The following is a 13,029-nucleotide window of genomic DNA, read 5'->3' as shown; positions in this document are numbered from 1 at the left end:
TGGACGGCGGTTATTGCCAGGTGTAGACCAGTGGGTTGGCCTGGGTTCCCTCGGGCATGAAGCGATTGCCAGTCAGGCTGACCCGGTGGCTATCGCCGGATGGTACCAGCCGGCCGTCACGCTCCAGAGTCCCCAGCAGGCGCGTCTGCTCGCCCTCGGTCACCAGTCGTAGCGTGAGAACGCCCGGGCGAAGCGAGACCAGCTCGGCACGGCGCACCAGCGCCAAGCCCTCCAGGTAGCGCTCGACCGCCTTGTAATCGCCAAAGCCGTCAATTCCACCGATTTCAATCAGCACGGCATCCGGTCCCTCTTCCCGGGGCACGATGGCGTAGAGCCCGGCAAAATGGTTGGCGGTTTCATCGACGGCCTCCGCCAGCAGCTCGCGCACGGATTCACTTCGCAGGTAAAACGTCGGGTTGCCCAGATCATGGTACAACTGCCAATCAGAGCGCCACTGCCCGGCGGAGGTTTCACTGTAGCGGCCCACCAGAATCGCCTCGGCATCATAGCGCCGCGACGCTTTGCGAATGGTTTCCTCATCCAGCGCCCAGAGCTCCCGGGCCGACAGAGCCAGGCGGTCTTCCAGATCATCCAGCGGCATGATCAGCGGCAAGCCTCGGGCCTGAGCGCGATTCCGGAGCCACCCGCGTTCCTCGGAATCGGACACTCGCTGCAGGCCGTCGCTGTCGCGACGCACCATCCAGACCAGAACGGCGGGGCGATTGGCCGGCCACAACGAGAGGCTCGCGGAGCGCAACAATCTTTCCAGCTCCGGAGCGGAAAACTTCATGATCAATCGGCTGGCCGGACGCTCCTCACCGTCGACTTCCAGCGTGTCGTCGGTAGAGACGTAGTTGAACTCATAGATGAAGTCCTCGGCCCGGGTCAGTGCCTCCCGTACGGCCGGGTGATCGCTCGCCTCCGGGTCACCGGACACTCTCACCATCAACTGCTCCAGCCCCTCGCTCGCCCCGCGGCGGCGCTCGGCGGCGGACTGGGAGGCCACCAACACCTCCGCCGTGTATAGATCCACGACCTGCTCTGCCTGAGTCGGACCTGCGAACCCACCGAGCACCACACCCATCACCAGTGCCCGGAGTCCTGTCTGCCATACTGCCAATAATCGCCTCAAGATTTCGCCTCTGTCTGCTCGTTGTCGGGTTACAGCTGTCGCTCTGGATGGCGGGTAAAAGCCCGCATTGTAGCAGGCTGTCAAAATGGCGAAAGGTTCCCGTTGATCCTCAAACCGGGACTCGCTCGCATTTCGACCATAAACTGATAGAATACGCGCCCATCGAATCGGAAAAATCCCGTCCAGTGCGGCAGCGAGCTGCCGTCATCCCGACAGCACATCAAGAGCACAGCCCATTCATGACTGAAAAACACGCGCAACCGTCACTGAGTTACAAAGATGCCGGCGTCGATATTGACGCGGGTGAAGCCCTGGTAGACCGCATCAAAGGTGTGGCCAAACGCACCAGTCGCCCGGAGGTCATGGGCGGGCTGGGTGGTTTTGGCGCCCTGTGCGAGCTGCCCAAAGGCTACCGCGAGCCGGTGCTGGTATCCGGAACCGACGGTGTGGGCACCAAGCTGCGCCTGGCGATGAACCTCCAGCGGCACGACACCATTGGCATCGACCTGGTCGCCATGTGTGTGAATGATCTGGTGGTGGCCGGGGCCGAACCACTGTTTTTCCTGGACTACTACGCCACCGGCAAGCTGAACGTGGACGTGGCGGCGGATGTGGTCACCGGCATTGGCGCCGGCTGTGAGCAGGCCGGTTGCGCCCTGGTAGGCGGCGAGACAGCCGAAATGCCGGGCATGTACGAAGGCGATGACTACGACCTGGCCGGCTTTTGCGTCGGCGTGGTGGAGAAGTCGGAAATTATCGATGGCTCAAAGGTGGCGACGGGCGACACGCTGATTGGCCTGGCCTCCAGCGGACCGCACTCCAACGGCTACTCCCTGATTCGCAAAATCATTGAAGTGAGCGACGCCGACCTGACCCAGGACTGCGACGGTCAGCCCCTGAGTGAAGCGCTGATGGCGCCCACCCGTATTTACGTCAAGCCGCTGCTCAAATTGATCCGCGAGCTGGATGTCCACGCCCTCTCCCACATTACCGGAGGCGGCCTGCTGGAGAACATCCCCCGGGTTCTGCCGGAAAACTGTAAAGCGGTGATCGACACCCGGAGCTGGCAGTTGCCCGCGGTCTTCCGTTGGCTGCAGAAGACCGGTGGCGTGGCGCCCCGGGAAATGTACCGGACCTTCAACTGCGGCGTGGGTATGGTGATTGTCCTGCCCAAGGCGCAGGAAGCCGACGCCCTGGCGCTGCTCAAGGCGGCCGGTGAAGAGGCCTTTGTGGTCGGGCAGATTGCCGACGCGCAGAAGGGCGAAGCCCGCGTTGAGTTGACCTCCTTAGAGGGGAGCGACGCTTGAGTTCAGCCCAGCCGACACGGGTCGTAGTGCTGATCAGCGGCAGCGGCTCGAACCTGCAAGCCCTGATCGAGGGTCAACAGAGCGGCCAGTTACCGATTGATATCGTGGCGGTCATCAGTAACCGGCCCGCCGTGCGCGGGCTACTGAGGGCCGAACACGCCGGCATCCCCGCCGAAGTGCTCGATCACACCCGGTATGACTCCCGCGAGGCCTTTGACGCCGCGCTGCGGGAGCGCATCGACCACTACCGACCGGAGCTGGTGGTTTTGGCGGGTTTCATGCGTATCTTGACGCCCGCCTTCACTCGGCACTACGAGGGTCGAATGCTCAACATTCACCCCTCACTGCTGCCCAAGTACCAGGGCCTGCACACCCATCAGCGGGTGTTGGAGGCCGGAGAGAAGGAGCACGGTGTCACCGTGCACTTCGTGACCGCCGAACTCGACGGCGGCCCGCCCGCCGTTCAGGCACGGATTCCCGTGCTGGCGGACGATGACGCCGAGTCGCTCGCGGCGCGGGTTCAGCGCCAGGAGCACGTGATCTACCCCCTGGCCGTAAAGTGGTTCGCCGAGGGGCGACTGCGCATGGAGTCCGGCCAGGCGTTATTGAATAACGAACCTTTAGGGCCAAATGGGTATCTAATGGACTCAACCCAGTCTTAAACAGGACGCTCAGGAGCCATTTATGCCCCTCACGCACGTTTTGCTGCGCACTCTAGCCACTGTCGGATTGACCGTTCTGCTCGCCGCGAGCGTCAGCGCGGAGATGCCCCGAAGCTTCGAAAACGAATACTCCACCCGTATTTTCGGTATCAAGGTCACCGTCACTCACCAGTTGACGGATCTTGAGGACGGAGGCCAGCAGTTGCGCTTCGAGGCCGACTCCTGGATCGGGAATATCGAGGAAATCTCCCAGTTTGACTGGGTCGACGGCGTGGTCCAGCCACGCAAATACTTCTATAAACGCCGCGGCCTGGGCCGCGACCGGGATGCCGAGTTGACCTTCAACTGGGACAAGGAGCGGGTGATCAACGATGTGCAGGGTAAAAGCTGGGCCATGGACATCCGCAAGCGTGTGCAAGATAAGCTGAGCTACCAGATCCAGCTTCAGAAAGACCTGATTGAAGGCCGGAACAACCTGGAGTATGCCATCGCCGACGGTGGCCAGATGAAGGAGTACCGATTTGAAATTGTCGGCGAAGAGCGGTTGAATACCCCTATGGGCAAAGTGGATACCGTCAAGGTCATGCGCAGCCGCGACGATGACGACCGGGTGACCTACGCCTGGCTGGCGCCAAAATGGGACTATTTGCTGGTCCGTCTGGAGCAGCAGGAAGACGGCGACTCACACACGATCAACATCGATAAAGCCCGAGTTAACGGCAAAAAGATCAAATCATTCTGAATCTTCGAGCATTTTTTGGGTCGCGGGCGGTTGTATTCCGGCCTCCCCGTCCCCATCAACGTCTAACGCGTTTTCATTCACCCGCAACCAATAGGTTAATTTATGAGCATTTCCAACAACAGCGTCGTCAGCTTTCACTACACCCTGACCGACAGCGATGGCAAGCAGTTGGACCAGTCCAATGACGAGCGTGGTCCGCTGACTTACCTGCACGGCGCTGGCAACATCATCCCCGGCCTGGAGAAGCAGCTGGAAGGCAAGAACGTGGGTGACAAACTGACCGCCAAGGTACCGGCCGCCGAAGCCTACGGCGAGCGCAGCGATAACCTGATTCAGGAACTGCCGGCCAACATGTTCACCGGCGTTGAGAAGGTGGAAGTGGGCATGGAGTTCCAGGCCCAAACCGAACAGGGCACCCAGATCGTCCGCGTAGCGGCCGTTGAAGGTGACACCGTGACTATCGATGCCAACCACCCGCTGGCGGGCGTGGACCTGAACTTTGACGTGGAAGTGACCGAAGTACGTGACGCCACCGAAGAAGAGATCTCCCACGGCCACGTTCACGGCCCGGAAGGTCACGAGCACTAAGCGGCAACCGCTCAGTGCCGGGGTGCAGGTAGCGCCCCACAAAAAAGCCCCTGGCGCCAGGCGTTCAGGGGCTTTTTGTTGTCTACGACGGCTCGACTACAACCGTCACACGACCTTGATATGCCAGGGCTCGAAGCGGACGCCGTAGTGGTTGTCCTTGGTGTAGCGGATCTGTACGTAGCCCAGGTCCTGCATTCGCTTGAACTCATCGGTTTCCGCGAACTTGTCGGTGAAGTTGGAGTAGCCCCACCCCACCCGGCCTACATCAAAGTCGCCGATTCCGTGGTAGCTGTGGCCCGGCGGCGCCAGTGAGCGCGACGCCTTGGAGAGGTTGTAATTGGACTCCAGGCACTTGGCCACGAACAGGTGCATCTGTTTCACGTTGCCCCGCACCCCGGAGGTCAGGATGACACTGTCTCCAATGTCCCGGCGCAGCTTGTCGTAGTAAGCCTCCGAGTCACCCCGCAACAAATAGTGGCCGGAATAGGGAATCTTGATGGTTTCTCGTGGAGGGATCTTGGCGGTCAGCTCTGTGGTGACTTTTTCACCATAGAAGCCGTATTTTTTGGCCTCGGTGAAGAACAGCTTTTCAATCATCTGGAACTCGGCGGGGGTGAAGGCTCCCACTTCCGAAAACCGTTTACCGTATTTGAACAGCTCGTCAAAGCTCAGCAGATTGTAGTTGCCGTGCCCGACCAGGCGCTCGGCCCGCTTCAGCCGCACAAACAGCGAATGCAGAACCGGCTTTTCCGTTTCGGTCAGGAAGATATCGTCAATGAAATCGCCATTGAAGTTCCGGACTTTTTCCAGCACCCGAGCGTGTGCGTCGCCTTCGGCAATCTGCCCCGACCCGGCGCTCGCGTGATTGTGGTCATTACAGCAGCTCTCGCGGTCCGCTTGGGCCAGGTTCTGCTCGACCGCTTCCACGAGGGAGCTGCTCTGAATCGAGCGCTCTTCGGTCAATGCATCCAGTGACGGCAGATCAACGGCATCGGCCACCGTGGCGCGAACCCGCGAGGCCGGGGGCGTCACCGGCGCACCGATCCCCTCTTCACCGTCAACGAGGGCAAACGGATCCCCATCCAGGTCGTAGCCGTCTTCCGCCAGCATCTCACGAGCCTGGCTGCTATTCTCCGCCATTTGCCAGAGGTACGCGTTGCCGGCGGTAAAGCCAACCCCGGATACAAAGCCAACCAGTAAATCTCTACGTTTCACCGTTCCTCTCTCGAACTTCCTGCACTTTTGAATTGACGCGCCGCCAAACACGGTTGGCGGGTACCGATGTCTCGTTCTTGTCGGGCCTGACGTACCAGTTGATCCTCGGAGATCACGAATAAGCGCAAAAAACAACCGCTAACGTCACACTTATGGCCAACTATAGCGTATTCCCAGCCATTTTTCAGCGACCGCTTATATCAATTAGGCTGGTTATCACCGATATCTATAAAGAACGTTCTTAACACTGATTCTGGCGGCCAGGGCGCTGAAAACTTTAATATCGCCTCAACCAGGGCCCACCTAGACGATCTTTTCATAAACACTGGGCTGCTAACAAACCCACATCATAAAAACCGCCCCCAGAGCGAAATTTTATAACTACTCGGTGTAACCCCACCCATTCGATATACCCTCTTATTCACACCTCCCAGCCACAGCCTGAGGCGTTAAAATCACCCACCAGCACCACTGCTATACTTCAGTCGAGGCCGTCAAGCTGTCAGCCCCGGGCCAGTGCCCGCCCATACCTGAACCAGAGGTGACACGCATGAGACGCCATTTTTACCTGAGTGACGACCTGGATGACCTCGAGCGACTGGAAAGCGACCTGGAAGCTCGGGGTATTGCCCGTCCACAGATCCATATCCTCAGCAACAACGATGCCGGACTGGAGTCCCACCACCTCCACCAGGTGGAATCGCTGCTGCGCAAGGACGTGATCCACTCCGGCAAAATCGGCTTTCTGATCGGGCTGGTGGCCGCCGCCATCCCGCTCGTCATTGCCTATATCGTGGGCCTGAGCGAAAGCTATTTGTGGATCCCGGTGATCTTTCTGTCCATCATCCTGCTGGGCTTCTGTACCTGGGAGGGCGGACTGATCGGCATCCAACGCCCCAACCATCAGTACCTGAAGTTCGAGCGTGCCATCAATTCCGGACGACACCTGCTGATTGTGGACGTGGATCCCGGACAGGAGAAACTGCTACTGAAAGTCATAGCCGATCACCCCAACGTCGAGGACATGGGCTTGGGCCAGCCCGTACCGGGCTGGCTGGTCGGCGCGCAAAAGCAGTGGCAAAAGTTTGTTCGCTGGGCGCCCTGAAGGTCTGATACCCATACCTCGGCGCCTTCCCGAAGGCGCCGCCACAGGCGGGCGACAGACGCCCCCGGACTGTCAGTCGCCCCAACCGATAACAAAGGCAGCGGAGCACCTCCATGGTTCTGGTAATCGTTCTGGTGTTGCTGGTTGCGGGCACCTTGCTGTTTCACTTCGTCAGCCCCTGGTGGTTCACCGCCCTGGCGTCCAACTGGGGCAACATTGACAGTACGGTAGAAATCACGTTCTGGGTGACCGGTTTTGTGTTTATTGCGGTCAACCTGTTCATGGCCTATGCCATTTTTCGGCACCGGTTCCGCAAGGACCGCAAAGCGCACTACGAACCCGAGAACAAGCCCCTGGAGCTGTGGCTGACCGTCATTACCAGCATCGGGGTGGCGGCCATGCTGGCGCCCGGGCTGTTTGTCTGGGCCAAATTTGTCGATCCCCCCGACGATGCCGCTCACTTTGAGGTGCTCGGTCAGCAGTGGCACTGGACTTTTCGCTTCCCCGGCGAGGACGGCCAGTTGGGCCGCACCCATCCTCATTTTATGAGCGAACAGAACCCCTTTGGCCTGGATCCCGACGATCCGGCCGGGCAGGACGATCGGCTGGTGTTCAACAACGAGCTCCACCTACCGGTCAACCAGCCGGTCAAGGCCCTGCTTCGCTCCCGCGATGTGCTGCACAACTTCGGCGTCCCCCAATTCCGCGTCAAAATGGACATGGTGCCGGGCATGGTGAGTTATATGTGGTTCGAACCCTCCCGGGACGGGCGCTTCGACATTCTGTGCATGGAGCTGTGTGGCATGGCCCATCACACCATGCGCGGTCAGGTGGTCATCGAGCCGCGCGAAGACTTTGACCGCTGGCTGGCCAGCCATCCAACGTTTGCCGACACCCAGAACGAGGATCGCGCCGATCCACAGCGGGGCGCCCAACTGTATGGTGTGTGTGCCAGCTGTCACGGTCCGGATGGCGGCGGCAACGCGGACATGAATGCCCCCCGGCTCAGCCACCTCGACCCCTGGTATCTCGAAAGGCAGTTGCAGTTTTACAAGACCGGCGTGCGCGGCAGCCACGAAGAGGATCGCTTCGGCCAACAGATGGCCGGCATGATGGCCACCCTGCCGGACCGACAGGCGATGCGGGATGTAGCCGCGCATATCGATTCCCTGACCAGCGAGCCTCCCGACACCACCGTGACCGGCGATGCGCAGCGGGGCCAACGCCTGTATCGCAACTGCAGCAACTGCCACGGTGATCAGGGCGAGGGGAACTACGCCACCAATGCGCCGGCGCTTGCCGGTCAGTACGACTGGTATCTGCGTCGCCAACTGGAGCATTTCAAGCAGGGGGTACGCGGCAGCCACGAGGGCGATTACTACGGTACCCAGATGACATTGATGGCCAGGACCCTGCACGACGATCAGGCCATTGATGACCTGTTGGCCTACATCAATCAACTGTAAACCGAGCACTGTCCGAGGATCCGGTATGAAATACACCGCTCTGGCCGATCAACCGGTGGCCACCCACGAGCCCACCGGATTTATCAGCAAATACATCTGGAGTCAGGATCACAAGGTCATCGCCATTCAGTACGCACTGACGGCGGTGTTTGTCGGTCTGGTGGCGCTGGTGCTGTCGGCTCTGATGCGACTGCAATTGGGCTTCCCGGACACCTTTGACTTCATCAACCCGAATTCCTACCTGCAGTTTGTCACCATGCACGGGATGATCATGGTCATCTATCTGTTGACGGCAATTTTATTGGGCGGTTTCGGCAATTATCTGATTCCGCTGATGATTGGCGCCCGTGACATGGTCTTTCCCTACCTCAACATGCTCAGCTACTGGACCTATCTGTTGGCCGTCATCGTGTTATTGGCGAGCTTTTTCGTGCCAGAGGGGCCAACCGGCGCGGGCTGGACACTCTACCCACCGCAGACCATCCTGCAGGGCACACCGGGTTATGACTGGGGCATCATCTGCATGCTCGCTTCGCTGGCCATTTTCATCGTCGCCTTCACCATGGGCGGACTCAACTACGTCACCACCATTCTGCAGGCCCGAGCAGCCGGCATGACCCTGATGCGCATGCCACTGACGTTGTGGGGCATCTTCATCGCCACCATCATGGGCCTGCTGGCCTTCCCCGCCCTGCTGGTCAGCGCCATCATGATGCTCCTGGACAAGACCGTGGGGACGAGTTTCTTCATGCCCGCTCTGGTATCGCTGGGAGAAAGCCTGGATTACACCGACGGCAGCCCCTTATTGTTCCAGCACCTGTTCTGGTTTTTCGGTCATCCAGAGGTGTACATCGTCGCCCTGCCCGCCTTTGGTATCGTGTCCGACATTCTTGCCACTCACGCGCGAAAGAACATTTTCGGTTACCGGATGATGGTCTGGGCCATTGTCATTATCGGACTGCTCAGCTTCGTGGTCTGGGCGCATCATATGTACGTCAGCGGTATGAACCCCACCTTCGGGTTTTTCTTTGCCACCACCACCCTGATTATCGCCGTGCCCACCGCCATCAAGGTGTACAACTGGATACTGACCCTGTGGCGGGGCAACATTCATCTGACGGTGCCCATGCTGTTCGCCATCGGCTTCATTTTCACCTTCACGCACGGTGGCCTGAGCGGCCTGTTCCTCGGCAATGTGGTGGTCGACCTGCCCCTGTCTGACACTTATTTTGTGGTGGCGCACTTCCATATGGTCATGGGGGTCTCTCCCATCATGGTCCTGTTCGCCGCGATCTATCACTGGTACCCGCTGATCACCGGGCGCACCCTGCATCAAGGGTTGGGGAAGCTGCATTTCTGGGTTACCTTTCTTGGGACCTATGCGATTTACCTTCCCATGCACTACCTGGGCTTTCTCGGCGTGCCCCGCCGCTATTACGCCATGGGGGAGACCGGGTTCGTGCCGGACTCCGCCCAGACACTCAACGCAGGCATCACCGTTTCGGCGCTGATCGTCGGCCTGGCCCAACTGATTTTCATCATCAACCTGTTCTGGAGTCTGAAGCGGGGCGCCCCCACCGAACGCAACCCCTGGCACGCCACCACCCTGGAATGGCAGACCCCCGACCTGCCGCCCCGGCACGGCAACTGGGGACCCGAGAGTCCGAAAGTGTACCGCTGGGCCTACGCCTACAGCGTTCCGGACTGCGAAGACGACTACATTCCCCAGAATCTGCCCCCGGATCAGGTTCGCAAACGTCCAACACAGGAGGCGTCGTCATGAGACTCTGGCACGCACTGACGGAAAAATCCTGGCTCGAAGAATCCGTGCCAGCCAATGCCCCGTTTGATTCACCGCAGCGGGAATTTCAGAGTCGTCGCATCGCCTTGACGCTGTTTCTGGCGATCGCCACCGTACTGTTTTCCCTGTTCGCCGTGACTTTTCTGACCCACTCCCAATATCCCGGTTTTGAAGCCCTGGCCGGGGACGCCTGGCGCCCCCTGAGCAACACGACGCGGCTCTGGGTAAACACGGGTCTTCTGGTCTTCAGCAGTGTGCTGATGCAGGTCTCGCTGAACGCGGCCCGGGCCAGCCAGCCCGGTCTGAGCCTGGCGGCGTTACTCGGGGCCGGCTTTCTGGCGCTGCAATTCCTGATCGCCCAGCTGTGGTTATGGCAGATTCTCAGCGATATGGGGTATGGCGTGCGCAGTAACCCCGCCAGCAGCTACTTCTTCCTGTTCACCGGGGTGCACGGTATCCACCTGCTGGTGGGGCTTGGCGTCCTGTACCGTCCCCTGCGGCACATGTGGCGGGCCGCGGCGGCACGAACCATCATCGACAGTCTGCGCCTGTGCGCGCTCTACTGGCACTACCTGCTGGCGGTCTGGGTAATGCTTTTCTGGTTGCTGACCCGCTCGGCGGATACCTATCGAGCCCTGGCGATCCTGTGCGGACTGGAGGCCTAGTCCCATGAACACCGATAAGCCCGACACTCATCTCGACACCTCTGGCTGGGACAGTCTGGTCGTCGACTGGTCAGCCGACAAGCAGGCGTTCGACATGCCCTGGGGCAAACTGATGATGTGGGTGTTTCTGGTGGGTGACACCTTCATTTTCAGTCTGTTTCTGATCGGTTACATGTCGGTACGCATGTCGGCCTCGGAGCCCTGGCCGCCGGCCAGCGAAATCTTCGCCATGGAGTTGTTTGGCGCCCACCTTCCGCTGTTACTCATTGCCATCATGACGTTCATTCTGATCACCAGCAGCGGCACCATGGCCATGGCGGTGAACTGGGCGTATCGACGCGAACGGCAGAAAACGTTTCTGTTCATGATGGCGACCGCACTGCTGGGTGCAAGCTTTGTCGGATTACAGGCGTTTGAGTGGACCAAGCTGATCGTGGAAGAGGGCATTCGTCCCTGGGGCAACCCGTTCGGTGCCGAGCAGTTCGGCGCGGTGTTTTTCATGATTACCGGCTTCCACGGCCTGCACGTCACCGGGGGCGTCATCTATCTGACCATCGTCGCACGCAAAGTGAGGCGCGGAGACTATGAGAAAAAAGGCTACGAAATTGTCGAGATCGCCGGGCTCTACTGGCACTTTGTCGATCTGGTCTGGGTGTTTATTTTCGCCTTTTTCTATCTGTGGTGAGGTGAGTTATGAGTGATGTGGAAACCGTCGGCCAACAGCACCCGATTGGTCTTTACCTCAAGGTATGGCTGCTGTTGTTTGTGCTGAGCCTGTTTTCTTACCTGGTGGATTATTTTCAACTGGAAGGCGCGCTGCGCTGGTCTCTGATTCTGTTGTTCATGATGCTCAAAGCCGGCTTGATTGTGGCGATATTCATGCATTTTGCCTGGGAGCGTTTCGCGCTCAAGTTCATCATCATTGTGCCACTGTTTGCCATCCTGATTTTCATTGCCCTGATGGCTATCGAAGCGAGCTACATTGACTGGAGCCGCCTGACGTTTCTCAGTTTCGGGTGGATCCGTGGGACGCCCTGACCATGCGCCGCTGGATTCTGGTCGCCACTTGCCTGTTACTACTCCTGTCTGGCGCCACGGCCTATTACATCCTGACGCATTACGCTCCACCACCTGCCGTGCAGGGCGCTTACCTGCAACCGGCACGCAAGCTGGAGCCTTTTACCCTGGTCGACCACCGGGGAGAACCGTTCAGTCGAGCGGACCTCAAAGGGCAATGGCACCTGGTGTCCTACGGCTACACGCACTGCCCTGATATCTGCCCCCTGACATTGGTGAAGGTGGCCGGGATGCTGGACCGGCTGGAGCAGGAGCAGACCTACACCGACCTGCAAGTGCTCTTTTACAGTATCGACGGTGAACGGGACCGGCCGGAGGTACTTGCGCAGTATGTGCCCTACTTCCACCCCAAATTCATCGGGTTGACGCGCGCAGAACAGAGCCGTCGGAAGCACAAGAGCTTTGAGCAGGGATTGGGGATGGTGGGACGGGTCCGCCCGGAAGGCGTTGAGCACGGATTGATGCTGTTTTTGCTCAACCCCCGGGGGCAACTGCAGGCGGTGTTCAAGCCCCAGCGGGATGAGCGCGGTCACTATCAGTTCACGGTCGATCAGCTACTGAAAGATTACCGCGCTGTGCGGGGCTACTATGCAGCGCAGAACGACGGTATCAGGTTTTCGGCAAAGTGACGCCGCGCTGGCCCTGGTACTTACCGCCCCGGTCCCGGTAGGACGTCTCGCATACCTCGTCGGACTCGAAAAACAGCATCTGAGCCACGCCTTCATTGGCATAGATTTTCGCCGGCAAGGGCGTCGTGTTGGAGAACTCCAGGGTCACATGGCCTTCCCACTCGGGCTCCAGCGGAGTCACGTTGACTATTATGCCGCAGCGGGCATAGGTCGATTTGCCCAGGCACACCGTCAGGATATTGCGCGGAATCCGGAAATACTCCACCGTCCGGGCCAGAGCAAAGGAGTTGGGCGGAATGATGCACACATCACTCTTGACGTCGACAAAGCTGTTATCGTCGAAGTTCTTGGGGTCGACTACCGATGAGTAGACATTGGTAAAGATCTTGAACTCGTCGGCACAGCGCACATCGTAGCCATAGCTGGAAGTGCCGTAGGAGATCATCCGCTCGCCGTTTGCATCATAGCGCACCTGCCCCGGTTCAAAGGGCTCAATCATGCCTTCCTGCTCCGCCATGCGGCGCATCCACTTGTCAGACTTGATACTCATCGGGTTCTCCCACAGAGGGCCATTCGGTTGAAACTGGAGGGGGCGCATCATAGCGGTTTTCACGCACAAATCCCACCTTTGCAAGGCCTC

Annotated in this window: 14 protein-coding genes; 11 read left to right on the top strand and 3 right to left on the bottom strand. The window is 59.4% G+C overall.

Features of this window, described 5'->3' with window-relative positions; all coding sequences use genetic code 11:
• Nucleotides 1-10: 10 nt before the first annotated feature.
• Nucleotides 11-1,132 (bottom strand): DUF2066 domain-containing protein, encoded by a 1,122-nt coding sequence (locus OOT55_RS01555; protein ID WP_265367410.1) that lies wholly within the window; start codon nt 1,130-1,132, stop codon nt 11-13.
• Between the two features lie 239 nt (nt 1,133-1,371).
• On the opposite strand from OOT55_RS01555, the gene purM reads away from it, so the two are divergent.
• The 4 genes from purM to OOT55_RS01535 all read left to right on the top strand — a co-directional run bounded on the left by purM (nt 1,372) and on the right by OOT55_RS01535 (nt 4,431).
• Nucleotides 1,372-2,439, top strand: coding sequence for a phosphoribosylformylglycinamidine cyclo-ligase (gene purM / locus OOT55_RS01550; protein ID WP_265367409.1), 1,068 nt, complete (start codon nt 1,372-1,374; stop codon nt 2,437-2,439).
• Complete coding sequence (gene purN, locus OOT55_RS01545) at nt 2,436-3,101, top strand: phosphoribosylglycinamide formyltransferase (protein ID WP_265367408.1); 666 nt, start codon at nt 2,436-2,438, stop codon at nt 3,099-3,101. Before purM ends, purN begins: the two co-directional genes overlap by 4 nt.
• Nucleotides 3,102-3,123: 22 nt before the next feature.
• Nucleotides 3,124-3,843, top strand: a complete 720-nt coding sequence (locus tag OOT55_RS01540) for a DUF3108 domain-containing protein (RefSeq protein WP_265367407.1) — start codon at nt 3,124-3,126, stop codon at nt 3,841-3,843.
• Nucleotides 3,844-3,945: 102 nt separating this feature from the next.
• Nucleotides 3,946-4,431: an FKBP-type peptidyl-prolyl cis-trans isomerase gene (locus OOT55_RS01535; RefSeq protein ID WP_265367406.1), complete on the top strand. Its 486-nt coding sequence runs from the start codon at nt 3,946-3,948 to the stop codon at nt 4,429-4,431.
• A gap of 105 nt (nt 4,432-4,536) precedes the next feature.
• Here the strand turns inward: OOT55_RS01535 and OOT55_RS01530 are convergent, their stop codons facing one another.
• Entirely contained in the window at nt 4,537-5,646 is a 1,110-nt protein-coding gene (locus OOT55_RS01530) for a M15 family metallopeptidase (RefSeq protein ID WP_265367405.1), read from the bottom strand.
• A gap of 550 nt (nt 5,647-6,196) precedes the next feature.
• On the opposite strand from OOT55_RS01530, the gene OOT55_RS01525 reads away from it, so the two are divergent.
• The 7 genes from OOT55_RS01525 (at nt 6,197) to OOT55_RS01495 (ending at nt 12,389) form a co-directional block, all read left to right on the top strand.
• A complete protein-coding gene (locus tag OOT55_RS01525; protein ID WP_265367404.1) occupies nt 6,197-6,751 on the top strand; it encodes an NAD/FAD-utilizing enzyme in 555 nt (184 codons plus the stop codon).
• 113 nt (nt 6,752-6,864) lie between these two features.
• Nucleotides 6,865-8,217 carry a c-type cytochrome gene (locus tag OOT55_RS01520; protein WP_265367403.1) on the top strand — a complete coding sequence of 451 codons (1,353 nt, stop codon included), beginning with the start codon at nt 6,865-6,867 and terminating at the stop codon, nt 8,215-8,217.
• A 25-nt stretch (nt 8,218-8,242) separates the two neighbouring features.
• Entirely contained in the window at nt 8,243-10,000 is a 1,758-nt protein-coding gene (locus tag OOT55_RS01515) for a cbb3-type cytochrome c oxidase subunit I (protein WP_265367402.1), read from the top strand.
• Complete coding sequence (locus OOT55_RS01510) at nt 9,997-10,683, top strand: cytochrome c oxidase subunit 3 (RefSeq protein WP_265367401.1); 687 nt, start codon at nt 9,997-9,999, stop codon at nt 10,681-10,683. Before OOT55_RS01515 ends, OOT55_RS01510 begins: the two co-directional genes overlap by 4 nt.
• Nucleotides 10,684-10,687: 4 nt before the next feature.
• Entirely contained in the window at nt 10,688-11,368 is a 681-nt protein-coding gene (locus tag OOT55_RS01505) for a heme-copper oxidase subunit III family protein (protein WP_265367400.1), read from the top strand.
• Nucleotides 11,369-11,376: 8 nt separating this feature from the next.
• Nucleotides 11,377-11,721, top strand: a complete 345-nt coding sequence (locus OOT55_RS01500) for a cytochrome C oxidase subunit IV family protein (protein WP_265367399.1) — start codon at nt 11,377-11,379, stop codon at nt 11,719-11,721.
• 2 nt (nt 11,722-11,723) lie between these two features.
• Complete coding sequence (locus OOT55_RS01495; protein ID WP_265367398.1) at nt 11,724-12,389, top strand: SCO family protein; 666 nt, start codon at nt 11,724-11,726, stop codon at nt 12,387-12,389.
• Here OOT55_RS01495 and dcd read toward each other — a convergent pair.
• The gene (dcd, locus tag OOT55_RS01490) at nt 12,370-12,939 is read right to left on the bottom strand and encodes a dCTP deaminase (RefSeq protein WP_024459494.1); all 570 of its coding nucleotides are present in this window, start codon (nt 12,937-12,939) and stop codon (nt 12,370-12,372) included. The genes OOT55_RS01495 and dcd overlap by 20 nt on opposite strands.
• Nucleotides 12,940-13,029: the final 90 nt, after the last annotated feature.

The organism is Marinimicrobium sp. C6131 (assembly GCF_026153455.1).
In the GTDB taxonomy this organism is placed as follows: domain Bacteria; phylum Pseudomonadota; class Gammaproteobacteria; order Pseudomonadales; family Cellvibrionaceae; genus Marinimicrobium.
Note: the sequence above shows the minus strand (reverse complement) of the source record. Positions and strands in the feature narration are given on the sequence as shown.

Excerpts from the sequence above, each read along its gene's own strand:
- OOT55_RS01540 (WP_265367407.1), top strand. The coding sequence starts at position 3,124 with ATGCCCCTCACGCACGTTTTGCTGCGCACTCTAGCCACTGTCGGATTG.
- dcd (WP_024459494.1), bottom strand. The coding sequence starts at position 12,939 with ATGAGTATCAAGTCTGACAAGTGGATGCGCCGCATGGCGGAGCAGGAA.
- OOT55_RS01520 (WP_265367403.1), top strand. The coding sequence starts at position 6,865 with ATGGTTCTGGTAATCGTTCTGGTGTTGCTGGTTGCGGGCACCTTGCTG.
- purM (WP_265367409.1), top strand. The coding sequence starts at position 1,372 with ATGACTGAAAAACACGCGCAACCGTCACTGAGTTACAAAGATGCCGGC.
- OOT55_RS01515 (WP_265367402.1), top strand. The coding sequence starts at position 8,243 with ATGAAATACACCGCTCTGGCCGATCAACCGGTGGCCACCCACGAGCCC.
- OOT55_RS01500 (WP_265367399.1), top strand. The coding sequence starts at position 11,377 with ATGAGTGATGTGGAAACCGTCGGCCAACAGCACCCGATTGGTCTTTAC.
- OOT55_RS01510 (WP_265367401.1), top strand. The coding sequence starts at position 9,997 with ATGAGACTCTGGCACGCACTGACGGAAAAATCCTGGCTCGAAGAATCC.
- OOT55_RS01505 (WP_265367400.1), top strand. The coding sequence starts at position 10,688 with ATGAACACCGATAAGCCCGACACTCATCTCGACACCTCTGGCTGGGAC.
- OOT55_RS01535 (WP_265367406.1), top strand. The coding sequence starts at position 3,946 with ATGAGCATTTCCAACAACAGCGTCGTCAGCTTTCACTACACCCTGACC.
- OOT55_RS01525 (WP_265367404.1), top strand. The coding sequence starts at position 6,197 with ATGAGACGCCATTTTTACCTGAGTGACGACCTGGATGACCTCGAGCGA.
- OOT55_RS01495 (WP_265367398.1), top strand. The coding sequence starts at position 11,724 with ATGCGCCGCTGGATTCTGGTCGCCACTTGCCTGTTACTACTCCTGTCT.